The sequence below is a fragment of the Gemmatimonadota bacterium genome (assembly GCA_026387915.1).
Taxonomy (GTDB): domain Bacteria; phylum Gemmatimonadota; class Gemmatimonadetes; order Gemmatimonadales; family Gemmatimonadaceae; genus Fen-1231.
Genome location: JAPLKS010000018.1, coordinates 240036 through 254524 on the forward strand (window position 1 = coordinate 240036; position 14489 = coordinate 254524).

The 14489-nt window shown below is 64.0% G+C and carries 15 protein-coding genes; 6 read left to right on the forward strand and 9 right to left on the reverse strand.

Annotated elements, in window-relative coordinates; all coding sequences use genetic code 11:
• Positions 1 to 24: 24 nt before the first annotated feature.
• Positions 25 to 1332, reverse strand: a complete 1308-nt coding sequence (locus tag NTZ43_13000) for a dicarboxylate/amino acid:cation symporter (GenBank protein MCX5768130.1) — start codon at positions 1330 to 1332, stop codon at positions 25 to 27.
• A 136-nt stretch (positions 1333 to 1468) separates the two neighbouring features.
• Here NTZ43_13000 and NTZ43_13005 point away from each other — a divergent pair, with 136 nt between their 5' ends.
• Both NTZ43_13005 and NTZ43_13010 read left to right on the forward strand, forming a co-directional pair.
• Positions 1469 to 2089, forward strand: a complete 621-nt coding sequence (locus NTZ43_13005; protein MCX5768131.1) for a CoA pyrophosphatase — start codon at positions 1469 to 1471, stop codon at positions 2087 to 2089.
• Positions 2086 to 2718 carry a phosphatase PAP2 family protein gene (locus NTZ43_13010; protein ID MCX5768132.1) on the forward strand — a complete coding sequence of 211 codons (633 nt, stop codon included), beginning with the start codon at positions 2086 to 2088 and terminating at the stop codon, positions 2716 to 2718. Before NTZ43_13005 ends, NTZ43_13010 begins: the two co-directional genes overlap by 4 nt.
• Positions 2719 to 2838: 120 nt before the next feature.
• Here NTZ43_13010 and NTZ43_13015 read toward each other — a convergent pair whose 3' ends face one another.
• Both NTZ43_13015 and NTZ43_13020 read right to left on the reverse strand, forming a co-directional pair.
• Positions 2839 to 6003: a prolyl oligopeptidase family serine peptidase gene (locus NTZ43_13015; protein MCX5768133.1), complete on the reverse strand. Its 3165-nt coding sequence runs from the start codon at positions 6001 to 6003 to the stop codon at positions 2839 to 2841.
• Between the two features lie 80 nt (positions 6004 to 6083).
• Entirely contained in the window at positions 6084 to 6929 is an 846-nt protein-coding gene (locus tag NTZ43_13020) for a hypothetical protein (protein MCX5768134.1), read from the reverse strand.
• A 175-nt stretch (positions 6930 to 7104) separates the two neighbouring features.
• Here NTZ43_13020 and NTZ43_13025 point away from each other — a divergent pair, with 175 nt between their 5' ends.
• The 4 genes from NTZ43_13025 (at position 7105) to NTZ43_13040 (ending at position 10358) form a co-directional block, all read left to right on the forward strand.
• Positions 7105 to 8460, forward strand: a complete 1356-nt coding sequence (locus NTZ43_13025; protein MCX5768135.1) for an Nramp family divalent metal transporter — start codon at positions 7105 to 7107, stop codon at positions 8458 to 8460.
• Positions 8448 to 8894 (forward strand): universal stress protein, encoded by a 447-nt coding sequence (locus NTZ43_13030; GenBank protein ID MCX5768136.1) that lies wholly within the window; start codon positions 8448 to 8450, stop codon positions 8892 to 8894. Before NTZ43_13025 ends, NTZ43_13030 begins: the two co-directional genes overlap by 13 nt.
• Positions 8895 to 8925: 31 nt before the next feature.
• On the forward strand, positions 8926 to 9621 hold the full coding sequence (locus NTZ43_13035) for a metal-dependent transcriptional regulator (protein ID MCX5768137.1): 696 nt from the start codon (positions 8926 to 8928) through the stop codon (positions 9619 to 9621).
• Positions 9622 to 9752: 131 nt separating this feature from the next.
• Positions 9753 to 10358 (forward strand): YceI family protein, encoded by a 606-nt coding sequence (locus tag NTZ43_13040; protein ID MCX5768138.1) that lies wholly within the window; start codon positions 9753 to 9755, stop codon positions 10356 to 10358.
• A gap of 43 nt (positions 10359 to 10401) precedes the next feature.
• Here the strand turns inward: NTZ43_13040 and NTZ43_13045 are convergent, their stop codons facing one another.
• From NTZ43_13045 to NTZ43_13070, 6 genes are all read right to left on the reverse strand, one after another.
• Positions 10402 to 10758: a type II toxin-antitoxin system PemK/MazF family toxin gene (locus NTZ43_13045; GenBank protein MCX5768139.1), complete on the reverse strand. Its 357-nt coding sequence runs from the start codon at positions 10756 to 10758 to the stop codon at positions 10402 to 10404.
• A complete protein-coding gene (locus NTZ43_13050) occupies positions 10730 to 10957 on the reverse strand; it encodes a type II toxin-antitoxin system PrlF family antitoxin (protein ID MCX5768140.1) in 228 nt (75 codons plus the stop codon). The genes NTZ43_13045 and NTZ43_13050 overlap by 29 nt, the downstream gene beginning before the upstream one ends.
• Before the next feature lie 203 nt (positions 10958 to 11160).
• Positions 11161 to 11658 (reverse strand): DUF1648 domain-containing protein, encoded by a 498-nt coding sequence (locus NTZ43_13055; protein ID MCX5768141.1) that lies wholly within the window; start codon positions 11656 to 11658, stop codon positions 11161 to 11163.
• A gap of 37 nt (positions 11659 to 11695) precedes the next feature.
• Positions 11696 to 13360, reverse strand: a complete 1665-nt coding sequence (locus NTZ43_13060) for an alpha/beta fold hydrolase (protein ID MCX5768142.1) — start codon at positions 13358 to 13360, stop codon at positions 11696 to 11698.
• A complete protein-coding gene (locus tag NTZ43_13065; protein MCX5768143.1) occupies positions 13361 to 13567 on the reverse strand; it encodes an Arc family DNA-binding protein in 207 nt (68 codons plus the stop codon).
• A gap of 13 nt (positions 13568 to 13580) precedes the next feature.
• Entirely contained in the window at positions 13581 to 14447 is an 867-nt protein-coding gene (locus NTZ43_13070) for an SPFH domain-containing protein (protein MCX5768144.1), read from the reverse strand.
• Positions 14448 to 14489: the final 42 nt, after the last annotated feature.

A 14489-nucleotide genomic window follows, 5' to 3' on the forward strand; every position in this document is an offset into this window, starting at 1 on the left:
AACCGGAAGGGGGGAACCGCGCGATCACTGCGTGGTGAGCTGGCGGCCGTTGGCGGTTGGGCGTACGTGAGCAGTGCCTTCCGTGTCGCCGGAGGCGCGCTCGCGTGCGGCCATCACCGTGACGATGACCATATCGCCGGTCACGTTGGTGGCCGTGCGGAACATATCAGGAATCGTGTCAGCGCCCAGCAGTACGCCCACCCCTTCGGCCGGTACGCCGGCGGCGAGGAGGACGGGCACCATCATAATAATTGAACCACCGGGAATGCCGGGAATGGAAAAGGTCGTGACCACCGAAGTCACCGCGATCGTCGCGAGTGCCCCAGCGCCGAGCGTCACGCCAAAGAGCTTGGCGGCAAACACCGCACCAATGACCTGGCCGATCACCGCGCCACAGCGGAACATCGCCACGGCCAGCGGCAACACAAAACTCGCCACACTCGGCGCAATGCCAAGCCGGTCACTCGCACTTTCAAGCAATGCCGGGAGCGCCGCAATCGAGGAGCGCGAGGAGAACGCGACGGCTTGAGGCGGAAATGCGGCGCGCGCAAAAACGGAAAGTTTGGTTTTTCCAAAAATGACTGCCGTCGGATACAGCACGACCGCCGCAAATACCACCGTGACGGTGCATACCACCACCACGTACACGGCCAGTGCGCCGGCCGCCGACATGCCAAGTTTTGCTGCGAGCGCGGTCGCGAGTGCAAAGACGCCAATCGGCGCCACCGCGAGTACGGCGCGCACCATCACGAGCGAAACATCTTGTAGCCCTTCAAATACGCGAAGTAAGGCGCGGCGGCGCTCGTCGGCGATTTGTGTGAGGGCCACACCAAAGGCCACCGAAAATAGGATGAGCGGCAGCATCGCTCCATCTGCCGCGGCCTTTACCGGATTGATCGGCACCAACTCCACTAACCACTGTGCGGCGCTCGGGAGTTTTTTCGCCCCTTCCACCGCCGCGCCGGCCGCATTCACAGCGCTGGCCCGGAGCGCGGCCACGGCGTCAGCGGAAATGGCAATGCGGTCGATGATCGGGGGCGCGATGATCACCGAGACCAGTGCGCCGGCGCTCAGGAGCACCACAAACCAGATCATGCAACGCGCACCCAGCCGCCCCACACTTTTGGGGTCGGGGGCACCACCCACGCCGACGATCAGCATCGACACCACGAGCGGCACGATCGTCATACGAATGGCCGCAATCCAGATCGCGCCCACCGGCTCGAGCAACGGCACGATGCGTGCCAATGGCTCGCCACCAATAGTGGAGAGTCCGAGCCCGAGGGCTAGGCCGGCGAGCAGAGCAACGAAGACTTTCAGCGCGAGCGACATGGCGCCAAAGATATCCCGCGTACCCGCCGCGCACGAGTTACCCACCGGTCGGCGCTCGAAGAGGCCAGCGCGGATGATGAAAACGGAGCATATTTCCCGTAGGACCTTCACAGTTCCCCCACCCGCACCCCGTCGCGTGCCGTCTGACAACGATGTGATCGCCAACACCGCCCGCGCTGCGGAGCATCTCAGTCGCATTGCCGCTGCCGTGCAGGCGCGGCCACCCCTGCTCGCCGAACGTGACGGAGAATGGTGGGAAGCCGCGGTGGCGCTCGTGTTGCGGCCAGCACCCAAGGGCGGCCTCGAACTGCTCTTTATTGAGCGCGCCATGCGCGAGGGCGATCCCTGGAGCGGGCAGGTGGCACTCCCCGGTGGCCGCTACGATACCACCGATCAGTCGCTCGAAGAGACCGCCGTGCGTGAGACGCTCGAGGAAGTGGCCATCGATCTGCGGGCCAATGGCGCCGTGTTCGGCGCGCTCGACGAAATGCGGCCGCGCAATCCCATGCTGCCACCGGTGATCGTGCGTCCGTACGTGGCGCGCGTCGAGCCGGGGGTGACCATTGTTCATAGCGATGAGGTCGGCGCACACTTCTGGGCGCCCCTCGACGCCATCCTCGATCCTGCGAATACCAAGAACACGCGCATCCTCGTGCGCGGCTTTCATATGTGGCGCGACGCCATTCACTACGACGGCCGCGTGATCTGGGGAATGACGGAACAGATCCTCAAGCAGTTCGCTGAGGTGATCGCGTGAGGGTGTGGAAGCAGTACGCCAAGGCGTCGCTCACGGTGCGCGCCACGGTCGCACTCGCCATCACGCTGTCGTTTCTGCTGATTCCTGCGCTTGCCGACGGCTGGACGTACCATCACGTCTGGCATCGCAACGTGTACGCACTCGACTGGGCGCGGCTGCTGCGCGTGATGGGCTTTTGGCCGACGTGGGTGATCGTCGCCCTCGCCATCTGGCTCGTGGAGCGCGCGACCAACGCGCCGCTGGCTACTCGTCGTGCATGGCTACTCGTGGGGTCACCCGCGGTGGCAGGGCTGCTGTGCGAAGTGCTCAAACTCGTCATCCGCCGCGAACGTCCAGCGCCCTACGACGGCGAATGGATATTCCGCCCCTGGAGCGAGCACCCGTGGAGCACCGCGGGACTGGCCACGCCGAGTTCGCATACGATGGTGGCCTTTGGCGCCGCAACATTGCTGGCGCGTATGTTCCCGCGCGCCAAGTGCGTGTTCTATGCGATGGCCTGGGGCTGCGGCATCACGCGACTCCTCGACCACGCGCACTTCCTGAGCGACGTGACGTTCGGCGCGCTCCTCGGATGGGCGGTGGGGTGGGGGCTTTGGATGCAGTTCACCAAGTCGCAACCCAAGGAATGAAGGAATAAACAAAGCGGCGCCTCACCAGATGGTGAGGCGCCGCTTTGTTTCTGTCTGCAGATATTCTGAACGAAACTCCGCGTCAGCCGCTCTGGCTCACGCGTTCCATGCGTGCGCCGACTACGGCACCACCTTCGGCGGTTCCGGCGCCACCTTGGGATCCACCATCGGGCGACGCGCCTTGAGGTGCTCTTCCATCTTCAAGCGTGGCACGCCGTCCTTGAGCCAATCGGGCGCCGGCTGGTCGCGCAGGAAGGTGTCGAACCACTCCGTCATGCGGAGCGCATAATCCTTTTGGTTGGCCGGGCGCGTGAGTCCGTGGTTTTCGCCCACGTACTCGAGCAGTACCACGTCCTTCCCCAACTCGCGCAGGTGATTGTAGTACGTAATCCCCTGATTGAAATCCACCGCGCCGTCACGATCGTTGTGTAGCATCATGAACGGAATCGAGAGATTCTGCGCAAAGGTCTGCGGCGAGTTGCGGGCGTACGCCTCTGGCACTTCGTTGGGGCCACCGGAAAAACGCCCCTGGCTCGAAATAAAGATTGAGCCGTCGGTGCTTCCCGAGTTCCAATACACCGAGCCGAACATCGAGGTCATGTCGGTGAGCGGCGCGCCGGCGACGGCGGTCTTGAAGATTTTCGTTTGCGTCGTCACGAACGTGGTCTGGTAGCCGCCCCAGCTGTGGCCCTGTAGCCCCACGCGCTCGGCATCCACAATACCCGTGGCAATCGCGGCCTTCACGGCCGGCACAATGCACCACGTGGCCGAACGCCCTGGATCGTTGAGGTGATACACGATGTCGGGCTTGAGGAACGCATAACCGCGCGACGTAAAGACGCTCGGGTTGGAATACCGCGTGATGTTCGGTTCCGTGTAGACGTTGTACTCCTGCGAGAGCTTTTCGTAGATGTACGTCAGCATCGGATACTTCTTTCCCTTCTCGTATCCGGCCGGCAGATAGAGCACCGCCTGGTGTTTGCCGCCGTTGTTGTCGCAGTTGTATTCCACCAGCCGCGCGCCCGGCGTCCACGCCACTTCCTTCTGCTGCGGGTTGGCATCGGTGAGGCGGCGTTCGTTCGTGAGGCCGTCGTCCGCCGCATAGAAGTCGGGATACTTCACCACGGTCTGGCGTTGGTACACCCACGTGTTGCCATCGCGGGCGCGGCGGTAATCCACCTTCGCGTCCTCGTTGGCAATCATCTTCACGCCGCCCTTCACGGCGTCCACCTGTGCGAGCCCTTCTTTCTTGGTCCACTCGCCGAACGTCTCGAGATACAACGGCTTCGCGGGATCAATCGTCCCGCGGTCGCGCGGATCGAACAACACACGATTCTGATAGTGGATCTGATCCTTCAAGCCGTTGCCCGTGACGTTCACTGCCGCGCCACCAGTGGCCGACAGCTTCCAGACGTCCCAGTTGTCCTTCACATACACGCTGGCATTGTCCGTCGACCAGCCCACGAGCCCGCCCGGAACGGCCGGCTTCACCTGATTGTGATCGTCCTCGGTATTCCAGAACTTCGCCGGCACGCCCGCGGTGATTGTCTTGGTGGCGCCCGACGTAAAGTCGTACGATTTCCATTCGCCCACATCGTAGTAGACGTACTTGCCGTTGTCCGGCGAGAAGGCGAGCGCGCCGCCGCCGCCGCGTCCGCCGCCACCACCGCCAGGCAACTTCTTCTGAATGAGCTTCCGCTCACCGGTGGCCACATTCACCGCATACATATCGCGAAACGCATACCCCTTAATCCCGGCGTCCCGTTCATACTCGGCGGCGTCATTGCCAATCGCCCACGTGTCCTTGGGGCCCACGGCGACGTCGCGCATTTTGTCGTCGGAGAGCTTCACCACTTTGTTCGCCGACATGTGATACGCGGCGAGGTAGCTGAACGCCTTGTCGGCGGCTTCCTGTACTTGCTGCTGCGCCTGCAGGCGCGCGTCCTTGTAGTGCCAGAGAATGAGCGACGGCACTTCGGCGTCGGTCTGCGGAGCGGCGGCCACCTGCCCAGTGTTGCCAGCGCCAGGCGCTGTGCCACCGGGGCTCGGTGCCGTGAAGGTCGCGCCCGTGGCCCGTGCGCGCGGCGGACGGGGTTCGCGCAATCCAAAGTAGAGCACCTTTTGATTGTCGCCCCATTCCAGCGCGCGATCGGAACTCACCACGAGTCCGCCGCTCACGCCGCTGCTCTTGGCGCTCACTTCCATCGTTTTGGGCCCGCTGCTCGACGCATGCTGCCACGCGAGCACCACCGCGTCCTCGTCCCCAGTGGCCGTGTCGCTCACCACGCGGAGCACGGCGAGCGCATCGCTCGAGTCACCCCACGTGAGCCGACGATACCCGGCCTTCTGCGCGTCGAGCGAGCGCGAAATACCGGTGGAGAGTTGGCGCAGTTGTACGCTGTTGCCGAGTTGGTCGGACACACCAATCGCGTAGGCAATCCAGTCACCGTTGTCGTCGAACGCGAACTCCGTAACGTCGCTCACCGGAATGGTGGTACCGCCCGCGAGATTCACGAGTTCGAGCGTCGTGCCCGTGGCGGATCCACCGGCTCCACCGGCGCCAGCGGCGCCAGCGGCGCCAGCGGCGCCACCGCGTCCGCCAGCGGCACCGGCCGCAGCGCTCGCGCCAGACGCCGGTGCGTTGTGATGCACAGCAATCCAGTCCGACTTGTCGCCAGAGAACTTGAAGGCGCGCACATTCTCGAACTCACGCTTGGTTCCGTCGGCCAGACTCACCACCGCGAGCTTCACCGGTGTCGTGGCAGACGCCGCCGCGGCAGGTGCCGCACCCCCACGTCCACCGCGCCCACCACGTCCGCCCGTATTCGATGACGCATACACGAGGAACGCCGCCCAGCGATTATTGCCGGAAATCGCGATGCTCGTCGCACCACCCGCGCCGCCGCGGCCACCACCACCGCCCGCTGCGCCCGAGGCATTGCCAATCGGGAACTTCCATTCCTTGCCAGCGGCCGCCGTCGGGCGAATAATCGCCTCGGCGTCGCCCTCATTGGGCGCGATCACATACGCAAACCATTTGCCGTCGTTGGACAGCTGCGGCGTGCGAATCCCCTTCCAGCCGAGGAGATCGTTGAGCGTGAGCTGTCGTCCGGCGGAAGCCGGCGGCGTCCATTTGGAGACGGGCTTATCGCTCGTCGCGCCGTAGGGAAGGGTGGCCTGCGGATTCGCCGCAGCGGCGGTCACCGGCGTCTGCTGCGCATGCGCAGCGAACGCGGTGATCGCGAGGGCCGCCGTAGCGGCAGAGAGTGAAAAACGAGTGCGCATCGATTGGCTCGGGAAAGCGGTCAACTGACGTTACCGCCCCGAGCTACGCTCGGCCAGCACCTGTCGTTCAGTTCCTGCGACTACTTCCCGCCACCCCACAGTCGGCCGACGTTGTACGTGACGCCACCGTACAGCGCATGCGGCTGCCCGCCCTGCACCGGCACGATCAGCCCCACGTCGAGCACCAGCCAGTTCTGCACTACAAAGGTGGGTCCTGCCAGCACCGCGACGATCGGCGGCGCCCCAGACGCTCCCCCAGTTCCTGGGTACCCGTACGCCTCAACGGTCCACCCCAACGGCCCGCTCACCGCGCCGCCAAACGACGCCGTCCACACCCACGCGTCGCGCGGGGCCACCTCGCCATTCCCGCTGCGATGCGTCCACCCCGCATTGAGATCGATGTGCACCGGGCCCACATCGCGACTCGAGATGAGCAACAGCGACGCGTCGGTGGTCCCCGTGCCGGTGCCCTTGTTCACCGATCCCGTCGCGAACTTCACGGACGGCGATAGCGCGAAATCCCCGAGGACAGGGTGATCGTCAAGGAACCGCCATTTCACGCCGAGGGCGACGTCGCCCGCGCCGAGCGACGTGTTGCCCGGCGCGGACGCATTGGTGTAGATCGAGAACTGCACATTCGGCGCGAGTCCAATCTTGGCCACGAACGCGCCAATCACGTTGCGCGCGTCACCCGGCCCACGGTCGCGTTCCACACCCGTCTCGATTTCGAGATACCCGCGGGCCACTGTCCCTGCGTGCGTGGCGACGGTGGGGCGTTCCGGCTGCGCATCGCGCGGCGAACGGGTGGAGTCCTGCGCGCGGAGCGCAGACGCCGAGAGCAGTACGAGCGCACAGGCGCCCGCCATCGTGGCGCGCACCCGACGCGCGCCCGGTCCAGCCGGATAAATGTGAGTATGTACTTGCATAAAAGTTAGTACGTACTAAAATATATGAGTGGCCAGTCATCAGCAATCCTCTTCAGAAGCATCGTCGGCATCGGCGGAATCCATCACCGACGCGCAACCGGTGACACCGGTAGCGCCGGTCGCGCCGGTCGCGCCGGTCGCGCCGGTCGCGCCGGTCGCGCCGGTCGCCGCACCGTTGCCAACGTCGGGGTCGCCGACCGACCCTCGCCCGGACGGCTGGCGCCGAGCCCGCAACGCCCCGTCGCTCGCCGAGGTGCACCGCACCATCTCGGTGAACCACAAGCAGTGGTACAAGAAGATGCTGGCCTTTGCCGGCCCTGGATACCTCGTGGCCGTCGGCTACATGGACCCTGGCAACTGGGCCACCGATCTCGCCGGCGGCTCGCGCTTTGGCTACGCGCTGCTCTCCGTCATCCTCATCTCCAACTTGATGGCGGTCCTCCTCCAAGGACTCGCCAGCAAACTCGGCATCGTGACCGGGCGCGATCTCGCCCAGGCCTGCCGCGATCACTACTCGCGCCCCGTCGCCCTCTTCCATTGGGTGATCTGCGAAATCGCCATCGCTGCCTGCGACCTCGCCGAAGTCATTGGCTCGGCGATCGCGCTCAACCTGCTGTTCCATATTCCGATTACCGCAGGCATTCTCATCACCGGCTTCGACGTGATGCTGGTGCTCGTCCTGCAGCAAAAGGGCTTTCGTATTCTCGAAGCGCTGGTCGTGGCGCTCATCGCCACCATTGGCGCCTGCTTTCTCTTTGAGCTCATTCTCTCGCGCCCAGCGCTCGCCGATGTCGCGCGCGGATTTATTCCCACCACCGAACTCTTTACCAACCGCGAGCAGCTCTACATTGGCATCGGCATCCTCGGCGCCACCGTCATGCCGCACAATCTGTATTTGCACTCGTCCATCGTGCAGACGCGCCGCTACGAAGAAACCGCGGTCGGCAAACGCGAAGCCGTGCGCTACGCCTTTCTCGACAGCACCATCGCGCTCTCCATAGCGCTGTTCATCAATGCGGCCATTCTCATTGTCGCCGCCGCCACCTTCTATAAGACAGGGCACCACGAGGTCGCGGAGATTCAGGATGCACACCAACTGCTGACGCCGCTCCTCGGTGTAGGCGGCGCGAGTACGGTGTTCGCCCTCGCCCTGCTCGCCAGCGGGCAGAACTCCACGCTCACCGGCACCCTCGCCGGACAAATCGTGATGGAGGGCTTTCTCGATCTGCGCCTCCGCCCCTGGGTGCGGCGCCTGATCACGCGCGGCATTGCCATCATCCCCGCCGTCATCGTCTCCGCCATGTCCGGCGCGAGCGGCACCGCTCGGCTCTTGGTGCTCAGCCAGGTCATTCTCTCGCTCCAACTGTCGTTTGCCGTCTTCCCCCTCGTGCAATTCACGAGCGATCGTGCCAAGATGGGAGAGTTCGTCAACGCCAAGTGGCTCAAACTCCTCGCCTGGGTCGTGGCTTTCGTGATTGCCGGCCTCAACCTCTGGCTTCTCGTGCAGACTTTCCGCGGATGGTGGTCCTGATGTATCGGCGCCTGCTTGTCCCCCTCGAACATTCCAGCACCGACGAAACCATCCTCACGCACGTGTGCGCCCTCGCGCGCCACTGCGGTGCGGCGATCGTGCTCATTCACGTCGCCGACGGATTCGCCGCGCGCAATCTCGACCAACTCAAGCTCCGCGAGTCCGAAGAGATTCGAAAAGATCGCGATTACCTCGACGCCACCGCCGCCCGCCTCGCCGCCGACGGATTTCAAGTGGACGCCGTGCTCGCGAGCGGCGATCCCGCCTCCGAAATCGCGGCCGCCGCGCTCCGCGAACAGTGTGACCTCATTGCGATGGGGACGCACGGGCATCGGTTTGTGAAAGATCTGCTCTACGGCTCTGTCGCGAACGAAGTGCGCCACAAGTCGATGGTGCCCGTGCTGCTCGTGCGCGACCCGAACCCGTCGGCGTGATGAATCGGTTCCGCTGCGCAGGAATTGCGTGATGGCCACCCGTCGCACCGCTGAGCCCTCGCACGGCGCCCTTACCGGCCAAGCCGAGGACTATCTCAAGGTCATCTATGAGAAGGAGCAGGGCGGGGAGCCCGCTGCGACGACCGCTATTGCCACCGCATTAGGTGTCGCACCGGCGAGTGTGAGCGGTATGCTCCAGCGGCTCGCACGGCTCGGACTCGTGAAGGTTGAGCGCTACCGCGGTGCGCGGCTCGCGCCAGCCGGCCGCACGGTGGCGCTCCAGTTGATACGTCGCCACCGCATCATTGAGAGCTACCTCGTCACGCGGCTTGGCTTTGCCTGGGACGACGTCCACGCTGAAGCCGAACAGCTCGAGCACGCCGCGAGTGCCGAGCTCGTGGAACGTATGGCGGCCGCGCTCGGGCACCCCACCGAAGATCCGCACGGCGCGCCCATTCCCACCGCCGAAGGCAAGGTGGACGAACGCCGGCTCCAGAGCATTGCCGACCTCCCGGTGGGGGCAACGGCGCGCGTGGTGCGCATGAGCGACCGCGACTCCGAGTTTCTGCGCTACCTCGCCACACTTGGCGTCCGCCCGGGCGCCACCGTCAAGGTGACGGCGCGGTCACCGTTCGACGGGCCCATCACCCTCGCCGTGCGGGCCAAGCGGCATCAGGTCGGGGTGGCGGCGGCAGCGCGCGTGTACGTCGAAGCCAAGAAGCGGTGACCATGTTCGGTGGCGAACTGAGGGGGCACTTGACGTATATCTCACTACTGAGTAACTTATTAGTCAGATAAAGGACCGCGCCTCGTGTGCCCGGGTACCACCACACCTCCTCGTTTTCTCAGAGCGTCACCATGATCCGCCCCATTCGCACTCTCCTGCTCCCCCTCCTGTCCGCGGCCGTCGCGCTCAACGCCGCTGGTGCGCAGTCCTCGTTTGTGCGCGACGACGCGCATAGCCAGATCAACTTCACCGCCAGCTCGCGCATGATCGACGCCCAGGGCTACTGGGATAAGTGGACGGCCACCATCGCCTTTGACGCCGACAAGCTCGAGGCCACCACGCTTGCCCTCGACATCGACGCCAAGAGCGTGAACACCCGCATCGGCTCGCGAGACAACCACCTGCGGTCGAAAGATTTTTTCAACGCCGACTCCTTTCCCGCCATCACCTTCCGCTCCAAGTCCATCCGCGCCACGGGTGCGGCGCCGGCCGCCGGTGCGGAACTGAACAATGTGAAGCTCATTATTACCGGCGAGCTCACCATTCGCGGCGTGACCAAGACCGTCGCCATTCCTGCCACGCTGGTGTTTTTTGATCGCAAGGGCAATGTCGGGCGCGTCAAAGGCGCGTTCACGATGCTCCGCAAAGACTACAACATCAGCTTCGACTCGCCGCTCAACCCCATCGAGAACGAAGTGCCGGTGCAGTTCGACATCGCGTTTAAAGCGGCGAAGTAAATCGTCGCCGTCGCAGCACGAAACGCGGCCCGCCTCTTTCTATTCAGAGCGAGATGGGCTGCGCCGCTCGGCACGTGGCGCGATCCGGTGCCGCCAGCGCGCCCAGCCGTCGCAGCACCAGCGAGCGGTCGAGCGTGAACAATTTCCAGCGCACGGTCGACGCGCCCGGAAGCCCAGCCGCATCGAGATCGCGAATGGTGACGTCGCCCGGCCACGGCGTGTGAGTAGCGGTGGTGATCATCGCGAGCACGAGATGCGACGAGTGAAGATTGAACTCGCGCGACGAGCAGACGAGCGCAGGGCGGCGCTTGGCGGACGCTCGCTCCGTAAATGGGAACGGGACCACCACCACATCCCCGGCGCTATAGCTACTAAAGCCCAGCAAACGCGGCGTCGTCACTGGCAGAATCCCACTCGGGAGAAAGGGTGGCCTCAAGCGCCTGCAACTCCGCATCGGCAAACACGGCCTTCTGGAGCCGCACCTCGCCTGCCGGGTTGATCAGAAACTCGACCCGATCACCCGCACCGAGTGCGAGCGCCTCGCGGACCTGTTTGGGGATGGTGGCCTGATACTTGGTGGTCATTGTTGACATGGGCATCGCGTCCTCCGTAATGCGTAATATGTATTACCCATTACAGTAATGACACTGGTTTGATTTGTCAATCGGTAGCTACGATGCCACGGGAGCGCCCATAAGGCGCCACCGTTTTTACGGGAGTCCAATCGTTTTTATGCCAATGGCACCAGCGGAGGAAGCCTCACCCCGCGTCCGCACGGTGCGGTCCCGCGCCGACCGCCGCGTTATCGCGTCGGCGGCGACGACCAGTGCACGAAGTACGGCAACATCACGCCACACACGCCGACAATCAGCACGCTGACGTACACCAGCGGCGACAGATCGAGCATCACATGGGCACGCGCATTGGCGCGCAGCGTGGCAACCATCCCCAGCGTCATGAAGTACGAGATCACGCTCATCAGCCAGAGCATCATGTCCGAGAAGGCCACGATCGTCGCTTCTCGCTGTTCCGGTGCGAGCCAGAGAGCTTTGTAGGGAATGCTAATGTTGTCGTCCTTCAACGAGCCCTTCGCCATCGCGAACCCCACGCCGATCGCCGGAAAGAGCGCGGCGAGCATCGCCCAGAGCGCAAAGAAGGCGGCTTTGCTGCTGTATCCATCCGGCACGCCGCTCGCGTCAAACTTCGACACGAGCGGATCGGGCGCCGTGGGCCAGTAATAGGCGAACGCCGCAACGTTCAGCACCACGGCAACCAGCAACGCAAATCGTGAAGGACGCATGACGAGTTGGTGAGGTCGTGTGTGAAGCGGTCGCCGCTTACGGCGCGGCCGCCGTGCCGCCCAAATGTTTCACCAGCCACTCGGTCAGCATGGTCATCACTTCGGCGCTGACCTTGTTCGTCGGCAGCGTCGCGTACTCGCTCGGATTGCCGCTCACATGGTGAATGAACAGGTGGTTCAACTCCGGGAACACGCGCACCGTCACGTCCTTGTTGCCACCGGCTCGCATAGCAGCGCCGAGTTTCTCGGCTTGTTCGTATGTCACCTGCTGATCGCTTTGGCCCTGCAACACGAGCGCCGGCACCTTTACTTTGCGGGCCGTGGGCAACGGATCGTACGACAAGAAGAAGCGAATCCACACTTCGGTTTTGGCAATCGAATCCACAGCGGCAATGCTGACCTTGGCGAGCGAATCCCGCTTGGGCTGCGAGAGCGACGTATCGTGCTCGAGCGCGAACCGCTGCTGAAAGCGAATGATGTCGTGCCCGGTGTAGGCTGGGCCGGCCAACAACACGATGCCGGCAAGTGTCGGCTCGGTGCTCGCTACCAGCGGCGCAATGATGCCGCCTTCGCTGTGGCCCACCAAGCCGAGTCGCTTGGCGTCGATCTCTTTGCGTGTGCGCAAATAAGCGAGCGCGGCCTTGATGTCTTCTGCGTAATCGGCCGTCGTACCAATCTGCCCACCACTGGCGCCAATCGTGCGGTCATCCAAACGGAGCACTGCAATCCCACGGCGCCCGAGCGCGTCCGCGACTTGGCGGAACGGCCGAAACCCCCCGGCCACCGGGATGTACTCGTCACGATCCTGCTGCCCGCTGCCGGTGATCGTCACAATCGCCCCGACTGGACCCTTGGCATTCTTGGGCAGCGTGAGTGTGCCGCCCAGTGTGATGCCGCCTTGTCCCTTGACCGTGACTTCTTCAGCAGTGTACGGCGCGTCCTTCGGTGCCGAATAGTCGGGCTTGCCGACTTTGAGGCTCGCCGCCGCTTCAGCGGTGATGCGCTCGAGGGTCAGCCCACCTGGGAGCGTTCCGCCCAAGATCCTTCCCTCGGCGTCCACACGCAGGCGCTGCGCTTGGTTCGCAATCGTCGCAATGATCGAGTCGTTGCCGACGCGCGTCATCGTCACGAGCACCGTCGCACCGCCGGAAAGCGAAAAATACGGTTCGTCGAGCGAGGTGGTCCAGCTGCGGTTGGCGCGCGCGCGTCGGGTAAACACTTCAAACAATGCCATCGCGTTGTTCATCGAGGGCACGGCATTCGTTTTTGTGGCAATGCGCTGCGTGCCGTTGGGCAACTCGACGATGGCGGTGTCGCCTTTCATCGTGGTGACAATGTGCTGCATCGCTTTGTCGTCAACCGTCGCGTTGGCCGCATACACGTCGAGGGTGAACGTATACACGGTGTTGTTCGCTCCGAGCGTGACCGCGTAATCCACGCGTGGCGCGCCTTTGGCCGAGACTGAGCTCGTGATCCCCGTGGGCGCACGGCGGAACCGCTCGATCACCAGCGTGTCGGAGCCGTTGCGAATGATATACGCGCCCGTCTCCACGACCGTCTGCGCGTGGGCTCGGCGCGGCGAGAGTGCGAGCGTGAGCCCAAGCCCAACGACCGCCGCCACCACGGCGGCGATGGTGGCCCAGAACGTGTGGCGCTCATCGCGCGACCGATCCATCTGCGACTGCCCGTAGCTGCTGTCCATCTACGCCTCCGGTTCCGACACGTGCGTCGCCGCGGCGTCTGCCGCACGCGCGTTCCGCGTCACTTTGCGCCCCGCGCGCTTGAGCGCGTCGCGAAGCAGGAATTCGATTTCACCATTCAACGAGCGCAAGTCGTCGTTCGCCCACCGCTGGACAGCGTCCAGCAGGTCGCGATCAACCCGCAGTAGAAACGACTTGCGCTCGGCCACTGTGATGCGCGGTCTAGTAGATGGAGCCAGCGTTCACAATCGGACTCGCCGCGCGCTCGGAGCAGAGCACCACCAGCAGGTTGCTCACCATCTGCGCTTTGCGCTCTTCATCGAGCGTGACGATGCCTTTCTGCGAGAGCAGCTCCAGGGCGTTTTCGACCATCCCCACGGCGCCTTCAACGATCTTGTAGCGCGCGGCAATGATCGCGCTCGCCTGTTGGCGCTGGAGCATCGCTTGCGCGATTTCTGGCGAATAGGCGAGGTGCGAAATACGTGCTTCAATCACTTCGACGCCGGCGCGGGCGAGTCGTTCGTGCACCGCCTGCTGCAGCGCCGCCGACACCACTTCGGTGTGCGTCGAGAGGGATTCTTCGCCCGAGGTGTGCGAGTCGTACGGACGGCTCTGCGCCACGGCGCGCACCGCCGATTCGCTCTGCACCTGCACGTACTTCACATAGTCGTCCACTTCAAACAGTGCTTCGGCGGTTTCGACAACCTTCCACACAACAATCGCCGCAATCTCAATGGGATTGGCGCCGCTGTCGTTCACCTTGAGCTTCTGGGTTTCGAAGTTGCGCACGCGGAGCGAGATGGTGCGCTTGGTGAGGAAGGGGTTGGCCCAGAAGAAGCCAGCGTTTTTGACGGTGCCTTTGTAGCTACCAAAGAGCACCAGCACCTTGGCCTCACCAGGATTCACGACGAACAAACCGCCGAGGCTGGTGATGCAGGCGAGGAAGGCGAGAACGCCAAGAATGGAGACGCCCGGCATATTGCCCGCCGCCCCTCGGAGAATGGCGCCGAACGACAGGACGCCAACGACGAGGAAGAAGAGCAGCGACGGAAAGCCGGAGGGGGCGCGGTAGTCTTGTTCGCGAAACATACGTGGTATGCTCGGGTTAAGTGGTAGCAATATGATATCACT

Excerpts from the sequence above, each read along its gene's own strand:
- NTZ43_13050 (MCX5768140.1), bottom strand. The coding sequence starts at position 10,957 with ATGCCCATGTCAACAATGACCACCAAGTATCAGGCCACCATCCCCAAA.
- NTZ43_13070 (MCX5768144.1), bottom strand. The coding sequence starts at position 14,447 with ATGTTTCGCGAACAAGACTACCGCGCCCCCTCCGGCTTTCCGTCGCTG.
- NTZ43_13020 (MCX5768134.1), bottom strand. The coding sequence starts at position 6,929 with ATGCAAGTACATACTCACATTTATCCGGCTGGACCGGGCGCGCGTCGG.
- NTZ43_13040 (MCX5768138.1), top strand. The coding sequence starts at position 9,753 with ATGATCCGCCCCATTCGCACTCTCCTGCTCCCCCTCCTGTCCGCGGCC.
- NTZ43_13055 (MCX5768141.1), bottom strand. The coding sequence starts at position 11,658 with ATGCGTCCTTCACGATTTGCGTTGCTGGTTGCCGTGGTGCTGAACGTT.
- NTZ43_13000 (MCX5768130.1), bottom strand. The coding sequence starts at position 1,332 with ATGTCGCTCGCGCTGAAAGTCTTCGTTGCTCTGCTCGCCGGCCTAGCC.
- NTZ43_13015 (MCX5768133.1), bottom strand. The coding sequence starts at position 6,003 with ATGCGCACTCGTTTTTCACTCTCTGCCGCTACGGCGGCCCTCGCGATC.
- NTZ43_13060 (MCX5768142.1), bottom strand. The coding sequence starts at position 13,360 with ATGGACAGCAGCTACGGGCAGTCGCAGATGGATCGGTCGCGCGATGAG.
- NTZ43_13035 (MCX5768137.1), top strand. The coding sequence starts at position 8,926 with ATGGCCACCCGTCGCACCGCTGAGCCCTCGCACGGCGCCCTTACCGGC.
- NTZ43_13030 (MCX5768136.1), top strand. The coding sequence starts at position 8,448 with ATGGTGGTCCTGATGTATCGGCGCCTGCTTGTCCCCCTCGAACATTCC.